Raw genomic sequence first — 14,439 nt, forward strand, 5'->3', positions numbered from 1 at the left:
ACCTTTTCAAAACTGCCTTCTGGATAACTGAAAACCTATCCTTTGTTCCAAAATCTTTATAAAGATTTTCGGTTAAAAATGTATATGTTGTAATAACTCGTTCAATATATCTAAAAGAAACACCATATTTTCTACCAATTTCTATATCTGGTGTACCTCTCACCTTTTCTCTCAAAATGGCTCTTTCTAAATCTTCTCTTCTTTCTATTATTCTCATGTTTTGACTTTTTATCTCTGATTTCTCACTTAATATTATACACCAGCCACATCAAAAGAGTACTTACAAGTACTGCCGATACAGTAAATGGAAACCCGATTCTTACAAAATCCTTAAAGGAGACCTTATATCCATTCTTTTTAAGTAATCCTACACCTACAACATTACAACTTGCACCCACAGGTGTGATATTTCCACCTATACAGGTACCGAGAAGAAGACCGAATAAAAATATATATGGATTGAGAGATAACCGCTGACAGAGTATCTGTATCCCTGAAATCATTGCCATTGTATAAGGGATATTGTCCACAAAGGAAGAAATGAAAACTGAAAGCCATACAATGAGATTATAAAGAACAAACGGATTATCTCCGGCTATCCTCTGTAAAAAAACAGCAACATCTTCAATAAAACCTGCTTTCTTGAGTGTTCCAACAAGTATAAATATCCCAAGAAGTATGAAAAAACTCTCCCAGTCAATATGTGAGAGTAAAAACCTCTCTTCTCTGTCTTCTATAAAAAACCACGCTAATCCAACTATCGCATAAAAAAGGCATACTACAGCAGGGAAATATCTAAAACCGTTAAAGAAAAAAGAGCCAAAAGCGAGAGAAACAAGCATAAGGATGATTAGTGAAAGCGGTACGAATGATTTGATTACTTTTTCTTCAGTTAATGGGTCCATTATACTCTTCTCTCTTTTGAAGATAAGGTACAGGACCAGAGAACTTACTACCATACCTATCTGTACAAAAAAGAATAAACCTGGTTTACCTGAAGGAAGAGAAAGTTTTGCTGCAGGGATGTAAAAGAAGTCATTGAAGTTCATACCTGATTCCATTGCAAGTATAATACTGGGGCTATCACCTACCATTGTTGCACAGCCCTGAAGATTACTTGAGACAGCCATACCTATTACAAGAGGGACCGGATTGACATTATGTTTTCTGGCAATTTCCAGTGCAACGGGAGCCATTATCATAATCGTAGCAACATTTTCTACTACAGAAGAAACTACTCCTGTTATAACACATACCATAAGATATACAAACCAGAGTGGATGTTGTTTTTCTACAATTTTGTCCACCATATAAGCAGGGATTCCTGAAAAAACAAAGAGGAAGGAAAGGATAGCGGTACCGAGAAAAATGCCGAGGACATTATAATTAATAAAATGCCAGATATCAGAAAGTCCTATAACATTAAAAACCAAAAACAGGACAACAGCACTATATATGAAGTAAAGTGCTTTCTCTCTTTTTATAACTATACCTGCATAAGCAATAAAAAAAATCAGAAGGATAAAAAGTTCTTTCATCAGAAGTTCCACTTTTCGTATAGATACTCTGGTATCTCTTCAAGAAAAAGGGATTTTTTCCCTGGAAAGGTTCTGTAAAAATCCCTGGTGAAATATGTAATATACAGATCTTCTTTTGCTCTCGTAATCGCAACATAGAATATCCTTCTTTCCTCTTCAAGTGCCTGTATATCCATATAAGAAGAAGGATGTGGAAAATGGTTAGCAGATACCCCTATGATAAAAACAACTTTCCATTCCAGTCCTTTTGCCTGATGGATGGTAGAAAGTACGAGAGGAGATTTCCCTGTTTCTTCACCTTTTGAGTACTCTTGAAGTGCAGCATCAGATATAAAATCAGTGAGTGTTGAATATGACAATGCTATCTCTTTCAACATCTCTATATCCTGGTACCTCTCTTCTGCATCTTTATATTTTTTAGTAATATATCTGCTGTATCCACCATCCACTATTAATTTAATCCCTTCGGGTATATTTTTTATTTCCTTTATCTTTTTAAGAAGGTAGAGCATAGATATAAGTTTATCAGATGCCCTTATTTTTATTTCTTCTTTCTGTAACATCTCTATAATCTCATCTAATTTGCTCATACTGACTATTTCAGGGATTAATCTCTCCGCTGTTTTAGTGCCTATTCCATCTAACTGGGTAAACAATCTTCTCCATGAGATTTCATCTTTGATATTTTCTACTACTCTGAAATACGCCATAATATCTTTTATATGCGCCTGTTCAAAGAATCTTAAACCACCTCTTACAATGTATGGTATCTCTGATTTTAAAAGACATATCTCAAGTTCTGCGACCTGATATCTTGACCTGAAAAGAACTCCGATATCCTTTGGAGAAAGGCCACTATTTATAAGTTGAGTTATTCGTTGTGAAACAAAAAGCGCCTCATCTTTAGGACTGAAACACTTAACAATAACCGGTTTAACACCCGATTCTCTAACACTTTTTAGTGTTTTTGGATATCTTATATGATTGTTTGATATACTCTTATTTGCAAAGTCAAGAATCTGTGGGGTACTTCTGTAGTTTATATCAAGATAGAATATCTTTGCACCCGGATAGATTCTGGTAAATTCCATAATATTATTTACTGTTGCCCCTCTGAATGAATAGATACTCTGGGCGTCGTCTCCTACCACCATTATGTTTCTATTTACTCTGGCAAGTTGATAAAGGATAAGTGACTGCAACCTGTTTGTATCATGGTATTCATCTACAAGGATATATCTGAAATTCCTTGATATTGCTGTACCTGTGCTTTCATCCTTGAGAAGTTTATAACAGAAAAGGAGAAGGTCATCGTAATCCATAAGTTTAAGTTTCCTTTTTGTTTTCTGATAACTGTTCCATATTGTTTCCAGCCGTTGAATAAAACAGGAAGCATCAGGAAATCTTGTATTTATTACATCTTTTATGCTTTCAACTGTATTTACAGATAGACTAAAAATCTTTTTTATATCAGATGGCTTGGGGAATTCCTCTGGAACAGAAGTATTTTCTATGATTTTTTTAAGAAGAGAAATACTATCATCTTCATCAATAATTGTATAATTGTTAGGAATGCTTAATACATTACCATATCTTCTAAGAAATACATTGGCTATATGGTGGAATGTTCCTGCCCAGAGTCCTTTAGGATATGAGCCAACCTGTTTCTCCACCCTCATTATCATCTCTCTGGCTGCTTTGTTGGTAAATGTAACTAAAAGTATAGATGATGGAGGTATTTTTTTTTCAAGTAACCAGCATACCCTGTATACAAGAACCCTCGTCTTACCGGAACCCGGTCCTGCGAGAACAAGGCAGTAACCTTCGCCTTCTTTTACAATACGAAGTTGTTCTTCATTAAGAACACTCTCATAAACGAAATGTTCAGGAAGTTTAACATCTGTCATCCTTTTGCCCCTATAGTAAGATATAAAACAGCCATCCTTACTGCGATTCCATTTGTAACCTGCTCAAGTATAAGAGACCTGTCCCTGTCTGCAATATCTGATTTGATTTCCACTCCCCTGTTTATAGGACCTGGATGCATAATAAATGTGCCCTTTTTAATTATTTTTCTATATCTTTCTTCATCAATACCATAATAAATGCTGTATTCCTTAAGAGATGTAAGATAGTTCTCTCTCTGTCTTTCTCTCTGCAGTCGTAAAAGATAGACCACATCTACATCATTTAAGACATCTTCAATAGAAAAGGTTAGTTTTACGCCCATTTTTTCTATATCAGCAGGAACAATTGTAGGTGGACCACATACATATACATATGCACCTAACTTTGTAAATCCCCATATGTTAGACCTTGCTACACGGCTATGTAGGATATCCCCTATAATAGCAATCTTTATACCTTCTATCTTTCCTATCCTTTCCCTGACTGTAAACAGGTCAAGCAGTGCCTGCGTAGGATGTTCATGACAGCCATCGCCTGCATTTATAACTGATGAGGAAACATTCTCTGCTATGATTTCTGGAGCGCCTGATACAGAATGTCTAACAATGAAACAGTCCACTTTCATCGCTTCAATATTTTTTGCAGTATCTATTATCGTTTCTCCTTTTGATATACTTGATGTAGAAACATCAAAACTCAATACATCTGCAGAAAGTCGTTTAGCAGCAAGTTCAAAGGATGTCCTTGTGCGGGTGCTGGGTTCAAAAAAAAGATTTACCACTGTCTTCCCTCGTAAAGCAGGTACTTTTTTGACACGACGGCTGCTTACTTCTTTGAAAGAAACCGCCATATCAAGAATTGTTTCTATCTCACTTCTGGTAAGTTCTTCAAGTCCTATAAGGTCTTTTCTTTTCCACTTCATCTTCTCTCCACCACCACAACCTCATCAACACCATCTATCTCCTTTACCTTTACTTCAACCATCTCATTCTTTTTTGTCTTTATTGTCTTGCCTACATAATCAGCGCTTATAGGTAGTTCCCTGTGCCCCCTGTCTATAAGAACAAAAAGTTTAACAAGTGAAGGCCTTCCGAGGTCAACGAGTGCATCTAAAGCAGCCCTGATTGTTCTACCTGTGAAAAGGACATCATCCACAAGTAATACTTTCTTGTTATCTATATTAAAAAGAACGTCTGTTTCAGAGACCACAGGATGTGCCCCAACAGTACTGAAATCATCCCTATAGAATGTGATATCAAGATAACCCACAGGAACATTTTCAGGAAGAAATTTCTTAATTCTATCTGCAAGGATAGCGCCTCTTCTCCTTATACCCACAATTACAATTTCTTTCAGTCCTATTTCTTTCTTTATACGAGCAGAGATATCTTGAATAACACTTTTCATTTCAATATTACTCATTATCTTCTTCATATTTTAATAATATCATACTATTTATTATTTGGGAAAAGACCTATATCCCCTGAACAACTCTTCTGGCAAGGACAGAGGGAAGTCCTCTGTCTAAAATCTTTTTTCTTGTAATCTCTGCAGGATATTCTATACGGTAAAGAGTGAATAAATGCTTCTCTGTATCATATATAGAAGCACAGGCAAAGGGAAAACCATCTCTCGGCTGTCCTGTACTACCAACATTAATGATATATTTATACCCATCCTCTATGTCAATCTCCATTTTACCACTGAAGTCAGGATGTATTACATCTATCCTGTCTTCTTTTTTCCTATACCCGGCAGGGATATGTGTATGTCCTATAAAACATATCTTCTTATCCAGAAGTTGGAATTCATCTTTCGTATCTTTCTCATTTAAAATATATTTAAAAAGAGGAGAGGATATAGAGGCATGAACAAATATAATATCTTCAACTTCTGCTTTTTCTTTAAACCCTTTTATGATATTCAGAAAGTCAGGAGAGATGATACTTGCTGTCCATTCAAGAGAAATACGTGCATTGGTTCTAAAAGATGTATAGTTTGTTGTTATAATACCTTCTTCATGGTTCCCTTTAAGTATGATATTTGCTGTTCCTTTGACAACTTCAAGGCATTCTCCGGGGTCAGGTCCATAACCAACAGTATCACCCAATACAACAAGGGAGTCAGAATGCTTCTGTAAAAATAGGAGGGAGGAATTAAGTGCTTCAAGGTTTCCGTGGACATCAGAGATTATACCTATCCTCATTAAGAGAAGTTCTCCCGATAATCCAGATATAATGTCTCAAGGTCAGACTTCAGTTCTGCGGCATTTATATACCTCTTCTCAGGGTCTTTCTGGGTTGCCTTTACAATTATTGAGTATATCTCTTCTTTCCCATGGAGTTTGTCCTTCAAAAACTCGTCCAATAATACACCTATAGAATATATATCACTTCTTTTATCACTTATACCTTTTGTTCTCTCTGGAGCCATATATTTTTCAGTCCCGCCACTATACTCACTTTTCCTACCAAACCACCTCTTTACTTTTTCAGCATAACCAAAATCAGTTAGTTTGAGTATCCCATTAACCTTTCCTATAATAATGTTTTCTGGTTTTATATCATTATGGATAATCCCCTTTTTATGTATATAGCCAACTGTCTCAACCAGTTTAATAAATAGCCTTATAAAATTACCAGTCGGTATATCCATTGTTTGAGACGCCATCCTTAAATTTAATCCATTGACATACTCCATAAAAATCGCTACCAGATGGTCCTTTTTCCCTATTCCGTAGACCTTTACTATATTATTATGCTTCAGACGTGCCTGAAGTTTTGCCTCTCTTATAAACTGCTTTATCTGGGTTGGATGATTTCTGTAAGGATGTAGAACCTTTATTGCTACTATATTACCATATCTCCCATTGCCACTGCACCTATAAACAGTGGATGTTGCTCCCTGCCATATCTTTTCTTCAACACTATATCCGTTAAAAACATCCCCTGTCAGTTTTACAACATACTCTGCCTTTTCTCTCATACACCCCTCTATCTTCTGGCAGGGGGAAATTATGGCTATAATATATATTACCCTGCCTCTTTTATTATACCATATTTCACATTAATTTACCAGATATTTTGCATAATTTGACAAATTTATGGGTGTGGTATAAATCAGAAATTTACTCCAGAAGGTGTGACACTGTCAGGGAAACTGTCTGCGGGAGAAGGGAAAATCTATCAATCCGTAGTTTCAATTGAAAATGGAGTGAATGTTAAAGAGGCAACGGTCAAATATTACTGGGATAAATATACGAACGGAAAATTTTTACTGAACCTTCAGATTGAGAAAGAAGTCCCTTCAGCAAAGTTTAAGGTTGTGATACCAGAAGGGTGTATCCCGGAAGAGGTAAAGATAAATGGTGAAAAGGTGCAATGGAAATATATATCACTGAAAGTTCCAGGAACCGGAGTGATGTTTGATGTATCTTTGAAGAGAGAAAATGAAATTGAGGTCAGATGGCAACCCGAGATATGTTTTACAGGAGAATTAAAGGATTATTTGAACTTCCCGTTTGTCTCTGAAGAGGAAAAACCACAGACAGAGATTATCCTTTATCCTGATGCTAAAGGAAAAGATGAAATTACAGCAAAAAGAATACAGGCATACTTCAGATATTTTTATGGGATGAAGGGCTGGAAGAATGACTGGCGGGGCTTTATTCTCCAGTCAGTATCCCGGAAGAAAGGCAGAATCTGGTGGTCCTCCCCATAAAAAGGGAAGGTGAGAAAAATATACTGCCAAACAGGATTTTCATTGTTAATGGCTTCCTGAATGATTGTTGTATTGAACCCGAAGGATGTGTTGCGAGAATATCTATAAGGAAACTTGATAAGGGAATGGGACTTTTTATAGAAGGTAAAGATGCAGAGATGAGAGAAAAAGCAGCCCTGAAACTTTTAGGACTACTGGATACTAAATATCAATGGTATGGTAAAACAAGTTATAGATATTTAGATGCGGCAGTAAAGGCAGGTGTTGATGGAAAATACTTAAATCTGTCCGGAGAATTTGTAAACTATCCATGGGATGAAGTAGAGAAAGATAAAGGGAAAAATAAAGGAGATATTCCTCTTTCAGAGTGGTGGAAATCCTATGAGGTGGACGGGAATACCCTCTTACTATGCCACTGGGATGACCCGTCTGACCTGGAGTTTAAAGATGCTTCTGGAAATACCGCAGGTGGATATATCTACTCCACACCTTATACAGATGGAAGATTTGGTAAAGGTATTCTTGTAAAAAGCGACACAGAAGAAAATGGTATTGCTTATGAAAATTACAAAAAATGGAATAATAGTGAAGGAACACTTGAGTTATGGTGGAAACCAGAATTTAATTCTGATGGAGGAAGAACAGCGGTATTATTTAGTTTCAGGGCAAGTAAAGTGAGTAATAAAGTGACGGATAAATGTAGTTTAGCATATTACAGTGGTAAACTCCGCTGGTGTGAAAGGGATATAAATGGTGCATAGCATGAGATTTATTCTAAGGAAAATTTAAGTTTTAACAATGGAGAATGGCTTCATATTGCTGTAACATGGAGAAAAGGAGATAAAGTATGTCTTTATCTCAATGGTAAGTTAGTTGGAGAGGATAATTATAACTGGGAACCAATACCAGCGGCAGATTTAGACCCTGTGGATATATGGAAGAGCGGACTGTGGATAGGAAGGTCACCAGAAGGAAAAGCAGAGGGAGCAATTGACGAACTCAGAATCTCTGATTGTATAAGAAAATTCAAGGAAATCAACAAGTAAGAGAAGAGCATTCCAGATGGATTAGGTAAAATCTTTTTATCTCTTATGATTTTCTTCTGGGTACCATTAATCTTAAATAACAAAAAGATTGACAAAATAGGGTGGAGATATATAATAAGGTTAGAACCTGATAGAATTTATCAGGAAGAAGGAGTACAATGGAAGGACTGAAGATATTCTTTTTTCTCGGGCTTGCTATATGGGCTATCTCAATCCTCGCTGTCTTTACAACGAACCTCTCTTTTATTATGAGGAGTCCGGCAAGAAATAAAACATCTGTATTAATCTCTCTCGGTTATATGTTTTTGTTTTCTTTTCTCGTTTCTTCTCTGATAGTCCGTATTCTGATTATCTTTATGCAGAAATAGAATATATGAAAAAGGTTGTTGTATTCTTTCTGGTTTTCATCTGTTTTTGTTTCTCTGAAAACTACAGAGACAGATTTTTATGGGTATTTGGGTTTAACCTGACAAAAGATGATGATGTTGAAAAGATAGTTTTGTTGATAAAGGATGCCTCACAGAATAATTATAATGGTATCGTTCTATCAGGTGGTCTTGACTCTCTTTCCAGGCAGGATAACCGCTATCTTGAAAACCTTGAAAAGATAAAAAGCGCCTGCCAGAATTATAATGTTGAACTTATACCATCCATCTTCTCTATTGGATATGGCGGAGGAATTCTCAACCATGACAGAAACCTTGCAGAGGGACTGCCTGTAAAGGACACACTTTTTGTTGTTAAAGGTAATGAAGGCATCCATATACCAGAAGGAGAGGTTAAACTTTTAAATGGTGGATTTGAGGAATATGAAGGAAACAAGGTGAAAGGATACAGGTTTCACGATGAACCAGGAAAGATAAGTTTTGTAGATACAGAGATTAAACATACAGGAAATACCTCCTTAAGATTTGAGAATTTTAAGATTTCGCCTTACGGACATGGAAGGATAATGCAGGAGATAAAGGTATTGCCATACAGATGTTATAGATTGAGTATATGGATTAAAACAGAAAACTTAAGGCCATCAGGAAATTTCCGACTTTTAGTTCTTGCAGGAAATCGTGATATTGCTCCACGCTCATTTAACCTGCCTTCAACCACTGATTGGAGAAAGTTAACAATGATATTTAACAGTATGGAATATGATTCTTTGAAGGTCTATGCAGGGATATGGGAAGGAAAGGAAGGAAGGTTCTGGATTGATGACTGGAGAATAGAGGAAGTAGGACTTTATAATGTCCTTCGTCGTCCGGGAACACCTGTGGTTATCAGAAGTGAAGATGGAAGTGTTATATATGAGGAAGGGAAGGACTATGGGAGGATTACAGACCCGTATCTGAACCCATACAGGAGGGAGTTTGATTATCCTGAACCTAAAATTAAAATTCTACCGGGCGGCAGAATCAAAGATGGACAGTATCTGAGGGTAAGCTGGTATCATCCTATGTTGATATATGACAGTCAGGTAACAGTATGTATGGCAGAGACATTGTTATATGAAATATTTGACCTGGAGGCAAGGTTGTTATGGGAGAAGGTTAAATATAAGAAGGTAATTTTGAATGCAGATGAGATAAGGATGGGTGGAACATGTAAGGCATGTGAAGGTAGGAATATGGCAGAACTTCTCGGAGAGTGTATTAAAAAGCAGGTTGAGATATTGAAAAAATATAATCCAGAGGTAGAGGTTTATGTATGGTCGGATATGTTTGACCCCAGCCACAATGCAACACCGAACTATTATCTTGTCAAGGGAGATTTTACCAACTCCTGGAGTTATATACCTAAAGATATTATTATTGCTGTATGGGGAGGGAAACCGAGAGAAAAAAGTTTAAGATTTTTTTCTGAACAGGGATTTAAAATTCTGATTGCAAATTATTATGATTCAGAAGACCTTGAAGATGTGAAAAAGTGGATTGAGGTTTCAAGAAGCATTCCGGATATCCGTGGATTTATGTATACCACCTGGGAAAGGAAGTATAACCTATTACCTGAATACGGAAGGATTATTTTTCAAAAGGATTAAAAACTATACCTTTAACATTCTTTTCTGCCTGTAAGAGATATATGCTTTTTCTGTAACCTCTGCTATATGTAAAGATGTATCAGGCCCGTTTATTTCAGGTTGTCTGTTCTTCAGGATACAATCAGCAAAATACTCACACTCAGCAGTGTATGGGTTGACCTTTTTAAAGTTAATCTTTCTGAATTTGCGCACCACATCCTTACTCTGCTTTGCATCATACCCGGCAGTACCCAGCCCAAATATCCCTTCAACGATACCTGCCTCACTCTGCCCTATTGTCCCTTCTGTAAAGATACTCCCTTCAGCGCCATATATCTCAAGCCGTGTCCTTGATGCTTCATCAGGTATACAGAAAAAGCAGTCAACTGTCGCATGGGTTCCTGAGGAGAGTTCCAATAGTGTTGTGGACGAGTCCTCTGATTTATACTTCTGAACCTGGCTGTTGGCAATAGATGATACATATTTTATTTTTTCATCTGTAAGAAACTCAATGAGGTCATAAAGATGCGTTGCCATATCTATCAGGGCACCACCCCCTCCCTTTTTGGGGTCCTGTCTCCATGCACTCTTTATAGGTGGATACCAGCAGGAAAGTTGTGCCCTTATATATACAACCTTACCAAGTATACCTTCTTTTATCAGTTGTTTTATCTTTTGGTGTGCTCCGTGGAACTTCATCATATAACCCTCTTGAAGGAATACACCATTCTTTTTACATATCCTTACTGCTTCTTCTGTTTCCTTCAGATCGGTACATAGTGCCTTCTCACAGAGTATATGTTTTCCTTTTTCAGCAGACATCTTTATATGTTTCAGATGTAGATATACAGGGGTAGCAATATAGACCGCATCTATATCAGGGTCTTTTACAATATCTCTTTCTTTGGTATATACCTTTGGTACATTAAATTCCTTTGCCACTTTCTCAACACCTCTAACATCCATAACAGATATAAGTTCTATATTTTTTGCCTTTACCATTCCTGGTATGGTTCTTCTATATGCAATACCACCTGCACCTATTACGCCCATCCGTACCTTTTTCATTACATCCTCCTTTATTTCATATATGCCTTTGCCACCTTGGTAAACGCATCAACACACTTCTCCATATGCCTGATTTCATACACAGGATGCGGGAAAAAGTTTATTGTCCTTGCTTCAAGCCACTGCGCCTTCTTACACTCAAATTTTGTATAGTCAATCTTTCTTGCATTTGGGTCATTGAAGGGGTATTTTAACCGTCCGAATCCATTCTTCTCAGTATAAGCGGTTTCCTTATACATTTCAGGCCACTGGACTCCATATACAGGAACACCCTCTGCCTCTATCGCTGATACAAACTGCTTTACAGGAACCTTTAGCCGTTCTGCATCGAGGACAAAAGGTACCCACCAGAAGGCATTCTTTCTTTCTTCTGTATCAACTGGAGGATAAATGACAAGTGGATGGTCTTTCAGGGCATCTATCAGAAACCTCGCATTTCTTCTTCTGTTGGGTAAGTTCCATGTATCCAGCCGTTCAAGTTCACACAGTCCTATTAACGACTGTATCTCTGTCATTCTGTAGTTGAAACCAACCCTTCTGTGTATATACATAAGTTTTGCTTCAAGTTCAAGTAATCTAAGGCGTTCCTTTACATCATATCCATGGTCCCTGAAAGACCTGCACTCCCACCATAAGTCCTCATTGTCTGTAATAATAGCGCCTCCTTCACCTCCTGTGGTGAAGTGCTTACTCTGACAGAAACTGAAACAACCAATATCTCCTATTGTTCCTGTCTTCTTTCCCTTATAAACACCACCAAAACACTGGGCACAGTCCTCTATAACAAAAAGGTTATACTTTCTTGCAATCTCCATTATAGGGTCCATATCCGTAACAACACCATAAAGATGGACTACCAGTATTGCCCTTGTTCTCTCATTTATAAGTGGCTCTATACCTTTCGGGTCCAGTGTATGTGACTCATCAACATCTGCAAACACAGGTAGTGCTCCTGCCTGCAATATGCAGAAAGAAGAGGCAATAAATGAATAAGAAGGACATATCACCTCATCACCAGGACCTATGCCTAATGATGCAACAGCGGTATGTAAGGCACTCGTTCCATTTGTTGTGGAGACCGCATACTTTGCTCCATTCCATTTTGCCCATTCCTCTTCAAACTTTACTCCTATCTCACCTGTCCAGTAGTTTACCTTCCCTGTTTTGAGTGGTTCTACAACTTTCTGAATGGTTTTTTCTGAAAATGAGGGCCACATAGGGAACTTCTCAGTATTTACCGGTTTTCCCCCTTCTATTGCTAATTTTTCCATATTGCCTCCTTGTATTTTATATTATTTACAATAATATAAATAATTGAAAAAGTCAAATTTTTTACAAAATTGTAATTTTATGGTAAAAATAAAGGAAACAGGGAGGCGATATGAATTTAATAAATACTATAAAGGGTTCGCTGTTGGAGAATTTCTTTCCTGCTGGCTGGAACCTGAAAAAGATAGATGACTGCTGTAATAACTCACCTGAAAAGATTACAGAGAGACAGCCATGGTGGAACAAAAATTTCTTTCCTGTGTCCTGTGACACACTTGAAGAGTTTAATATCAAGATGGGGCATGAGATAGCACTGGAGATAAAAAATTGTAAAGACAAAAAAAGAAAACTTATACTTATTCTTCCGGTTGGTCCTATGGGAATGTATCAGTGGATTGTATATTTTCTTAAAGAGTGGAATACTGACTGCAGACATGTATACGGTTTTAACATGGATGAGTGGAGTGATAAAGATGGAAATACACTTCCCCCTTCAAATCCCGGTGCATTCCAGAATGCGATGGAGGATGCGTTCTATGGACCTTTAGGGGGTCTTACGGTTCCCAAAGACCAGAGGCATTTTGCAACCAGAGGTATGCTACCTGAATATCCAGAAAAGATAAATTATTTAAGAAAGAAAGGTGCAAAACTGGTTGTTATATTTGGTATAGGAAGGGTTTTCCATATTGCCTTCTGGGAACCACACTTTGCTGGAGAGTTTAAATCAGTAGCAGAGTGGAAGAGACAGGAATACCGCCTCGGAGCAAAACTTCATCCTCTTACCATTGAGCAGAATGCTATCACAAGTTTTAAAAGCAGAACAACCCTTGTTCCATGTTTTGCCAATACCATAGGACCTGGTATATTTCTAAAAGCAGACAGAATTATAGGTGGTGCAGATGGGACACTGGGGAGAGGAATGATGTGGCAGGGAATGAGTTTATGGGTTACTTTAAGATACGGACCGGATATATGGATTCCCAGCAGTTTTATGCCCACACTACCCGGTAAACTATTTTTCTTAAAGGAACTGGCAGGTCCTTTAATACCTGAATGTAACTGAAGGAGGATAAAATGAATGTACTGGCAATTGGAGCACATCCCGATGATTTAGAGATTTTATGTGGTGGAACACTTGCAAAATATGCAAAAAAAGGTCATAAGGTCTTTATGGCACACCTTTGCAATGGGAATATGGGTGGAAAAAATATAACACCTGAAGAACTTGCAAAAATAAGAAATGGTGAAGCAAAAAGGTCCGCAGAACTTATAGGAGCAGAGGTACTTGGACCTGTTGCAGGAGACCTTGACCTCTATCCTACAAAAGAGATGCGTGTCGCAGTTGTGGATATAATAAGATATGCAAAACCAGATGTAATAATAACACACAGTATAAACGACTATATGCCTGACCATACAACTACAGGGCAACTCGTATTTGATGCTGCCTTTACTGCTACTCTCCCACTTTATAAGACGAGGTATACTGCATGGGAGAAGATTACACCGATATATTATATGGATACAATGGCTGGCTTTGGTTTTGAACCAACACATTTTGTTGATATCACAGAGTTTTTTGAGATAAAAAAACAGATGCTTTTGTGTCATGAGAGTCAGTATAAGTGGCTTTCAGGACACCATCAGGCAGACCCTGTAAGGATGATAGAAAAAATCTCTGGCTTCAGGGGATTCCAGTGTGGTGTTGAATATGCAGAGGCATTCTCTCTCGCAAAAATCTGGGGTAGAATTCCATTAGAGAATATGCTTCCCTAAAGGACTGAAATATCCTCAAAAGAGTAAATACTGGAAGTGTGCCCATCTAATTTTTTCAATATATTTATCAGAGAGTCCTTATGGATGTGATAAAATAAGATAG

General features: G+C 37.4%; 16 protein-coding genes. 7 read left to right on the forward strand and 9 right to left on the reverse strand.

What is annotated here, in order from left to right; genetic code table 11:
* From N3D17_06180 to N3D17_06210, 7 genes are all read right to left on the reverse strand, one after another.
* On the reverse strand, window positions 1–217 hold a 217-nt coding region (locus tag N3D17_06180; GenBank protein MCX8082961.1), incomplete at its 3' end, for a hypothetical protein.
* A gap of 25 nt (window positions 218–242) precedes the next feature.
* A complete protein-coding gene (locus N3D17_06185; protein MCX8082962.1) occupies window positions 243–1,538 on the reverse strand; it encodes an SLC13 family permease in 1,296 nt (431 codons plus the stop codon).
* Complete coding sequence (locus tag N3D17_06190) at window positions 1,538–3,445, reverse strand: ATP-dependent helicase (protein ID MCX8082963.1); 1,908 nt, start codon at window positions 3,443–3,445, stop codon at window positions 1,538–1,540. The genes N3D17_06185 and N3D17_06190 overlap by 1 nt, the downstream gene beginning before the upstream one ends.
* The gene (locus tag N3D17_06195; protein ID MCX8082964.1) at window positions 3,442–4,368 is read right to left on the reverse strand and encodes an aspartate carbamoyltransferase catalytic subunit; all 927 of its coding nucleotides are present in this window, start codon (window positions 4,366–4,368) and stop codon (window positions 3,442–3,444) included. Before N3D17_06195 ends, N3D17_06190 begins: the two co-directional genes overlap by 4 nt.
* Window positions 4,365–4,880, reverse strand: coding sequence for a bifunctional pyr operon transcriptional regulator/uracil phosphoribosyltransferase PyrR (gene pyrR / locus N3D17_06200; protein MCX8082965.1), 516 nt, complete (start codon window positions 4,878–4,880; stop codon window positions 4,365–4,367). The genes N3D17_06195 and pyrR overlap by 4 nt, the downstream gene beginning before the upstream one ends.
* Before the next feature lie 40 nt (window positions 4,881–4,920).
* A complete protein-coding gene (locus N3D17_06205; GenBank protein ID MCX8082966.1) occupies window positions 4,921–5,652 on the reverse strand; it encodes a metallophosphatase family protein in 732 nt (243 codons plus the stop codon).
* On the reverse strand, window positions 5,652–6,431 hold the full coding sequence (locus tag N3D17_06210; GenBank protein ID MCX8082967.1) for a serine/threonine protein kinase: 780 nt from the start codon (window positions 6,429–6,431) through the stop codon (window positions 5,652–5,654). The genes N3D17_06205 and N3D17_06210 overlap by 1 nt, the downstream gene beginning before the upstream one ends.
* 156 nt (window positions 6,432–6,587) lie before the next feature.
* On the opposite strand from N3D17_06210, the gene N3D17_06215 reads away from it, so the two are divergent.
* The 5 genes from N3D17_06215 (at window position 6,588) to N3D17_06235 (ending at window position 10,244) form a co-directional block, all read left to right on the forward strand.
* Entirely contained in the window at window positions 6,588–7,166 is a 579-nt protein-coding gene (locus N3D17_06215) for a hypothetical protein (protein MCX8082968.1), read from the forward strand.
* On the forward strand, window positions 7,151–7,927 hold the full coding sequence (locus N3D17_06220) for a hypothetical protein (protein MCX8082969.1): 777 nt from the start codon (window positions 7,151–7,153) through the stop codon (window positions 7,925–7,927). The genes N3D17_06215 and N3D17_06220 overlap by 16 nt, the downstream gene beginning before the upstream one ends.
* A 6-nt stretch (window positions 7,928–7,933) precedes the next feature.
* Window positions 7,934–8,212, forward strand: coding sequence for a LamG domain-containing protein (locus N3D17_06225; protein ID MCX8082970.1), 279 nt, complete (start codon window positions 7,934–7,936; stop codon window positions 8,210–8,212).
* Between the two features lie 158 nt (window positions 8,213–8,370).
* Window positions 8,371–8,580: a hypothetical protein gene (locus N3D17_06230; GenBank protein ID MCX8082971.1), complete on the forward strand. Its 210-nt coding sequence runs from the start codon at window positions 8,371–8,373 to the stop codon at window positions 8,578–8,580.
* Window positions 8,581–8,585: 5 nt separating this feature from the next.
* The gene (locus N3D17_06235) at window positions 8,586–10,244 is read left to right on the forward strand and encodes a hypothetical protein (GenBank protein MCX8082972.1); all 1,659 of its coding nucleotides are present in this window, start codon (window positions 8,586–8,588) and stop codon (window positions 10,242–10,244) included.
* 3 nt (window positions 10,245–10,247) lie between these two features.
* Here N3D17_06235 and N3D17_06240 read toward each other — a convergent pair whose 3' ends face one another.
* Both N3D17_06240 and N3D17_06245 read right to left on the reverse strand, forming a co-directional pair.
* Window positions 10,248–11,291, reverse strand: coding sequence for a Gfo/Idh/MocA family oxidoreductase (locus N3D17_06240; GenBank protein ID MCX8082973.1), 1,044 nt, complete (start codon window positions 11,289–11,291; stop codon window positions 10,248–10,250).
* Between the two features lie 11 nt (window positions 11,292–11,302).
* A complete protein-coding gene (locus tag N3D17_06245) occupies window positions 11,303–12,562 on the reverse strand; it encodes a DegT/DnrJ/EryC1/StrS family aminotransferase (GenBank protein ID MCX8082974.1) in 1,260 nt (419 codons plus the stop codon).
* Between the two features lie 110 nt (window positions 12,563–12,672).
* Between N3D17_06245 and N3D17_06250 the strand changes: the two genes are divergently transcribed.
* Together N3D17_06250 and N3D17_06255 are read left to right on the forward strand one after the other, a co-directional pair.
* A complete protein-coding gene (locus N3D17_06250; protein MCX8082975.1) occupies window positions 12,673–13,623 on the forward strand; it encodes a glucosamine-6-phosphate isomerase in 951 nt (316 codons plus the stop codon).
* A gap of 11 nt (window positions 13,624–13,634) precedes the next feature.
* Entirely contained in the window at window positions 13,635–14,336 is a 702-nt protein-coding gene (locus N3D17_06255; protein ID MCX8082976.1) for a PIG-L family deacetylase, read from the forward strand.
* Window positions 14,337–14,439: the final 103 nt, after the last annotated feature.

This window comes from bacterium (genome assembly GCA_026414725.1).
GTDB lineage: Bacteria > Ratteibacteria > UBA8468 > B48-G9 > JAFGKM01 > JAAYXZ01.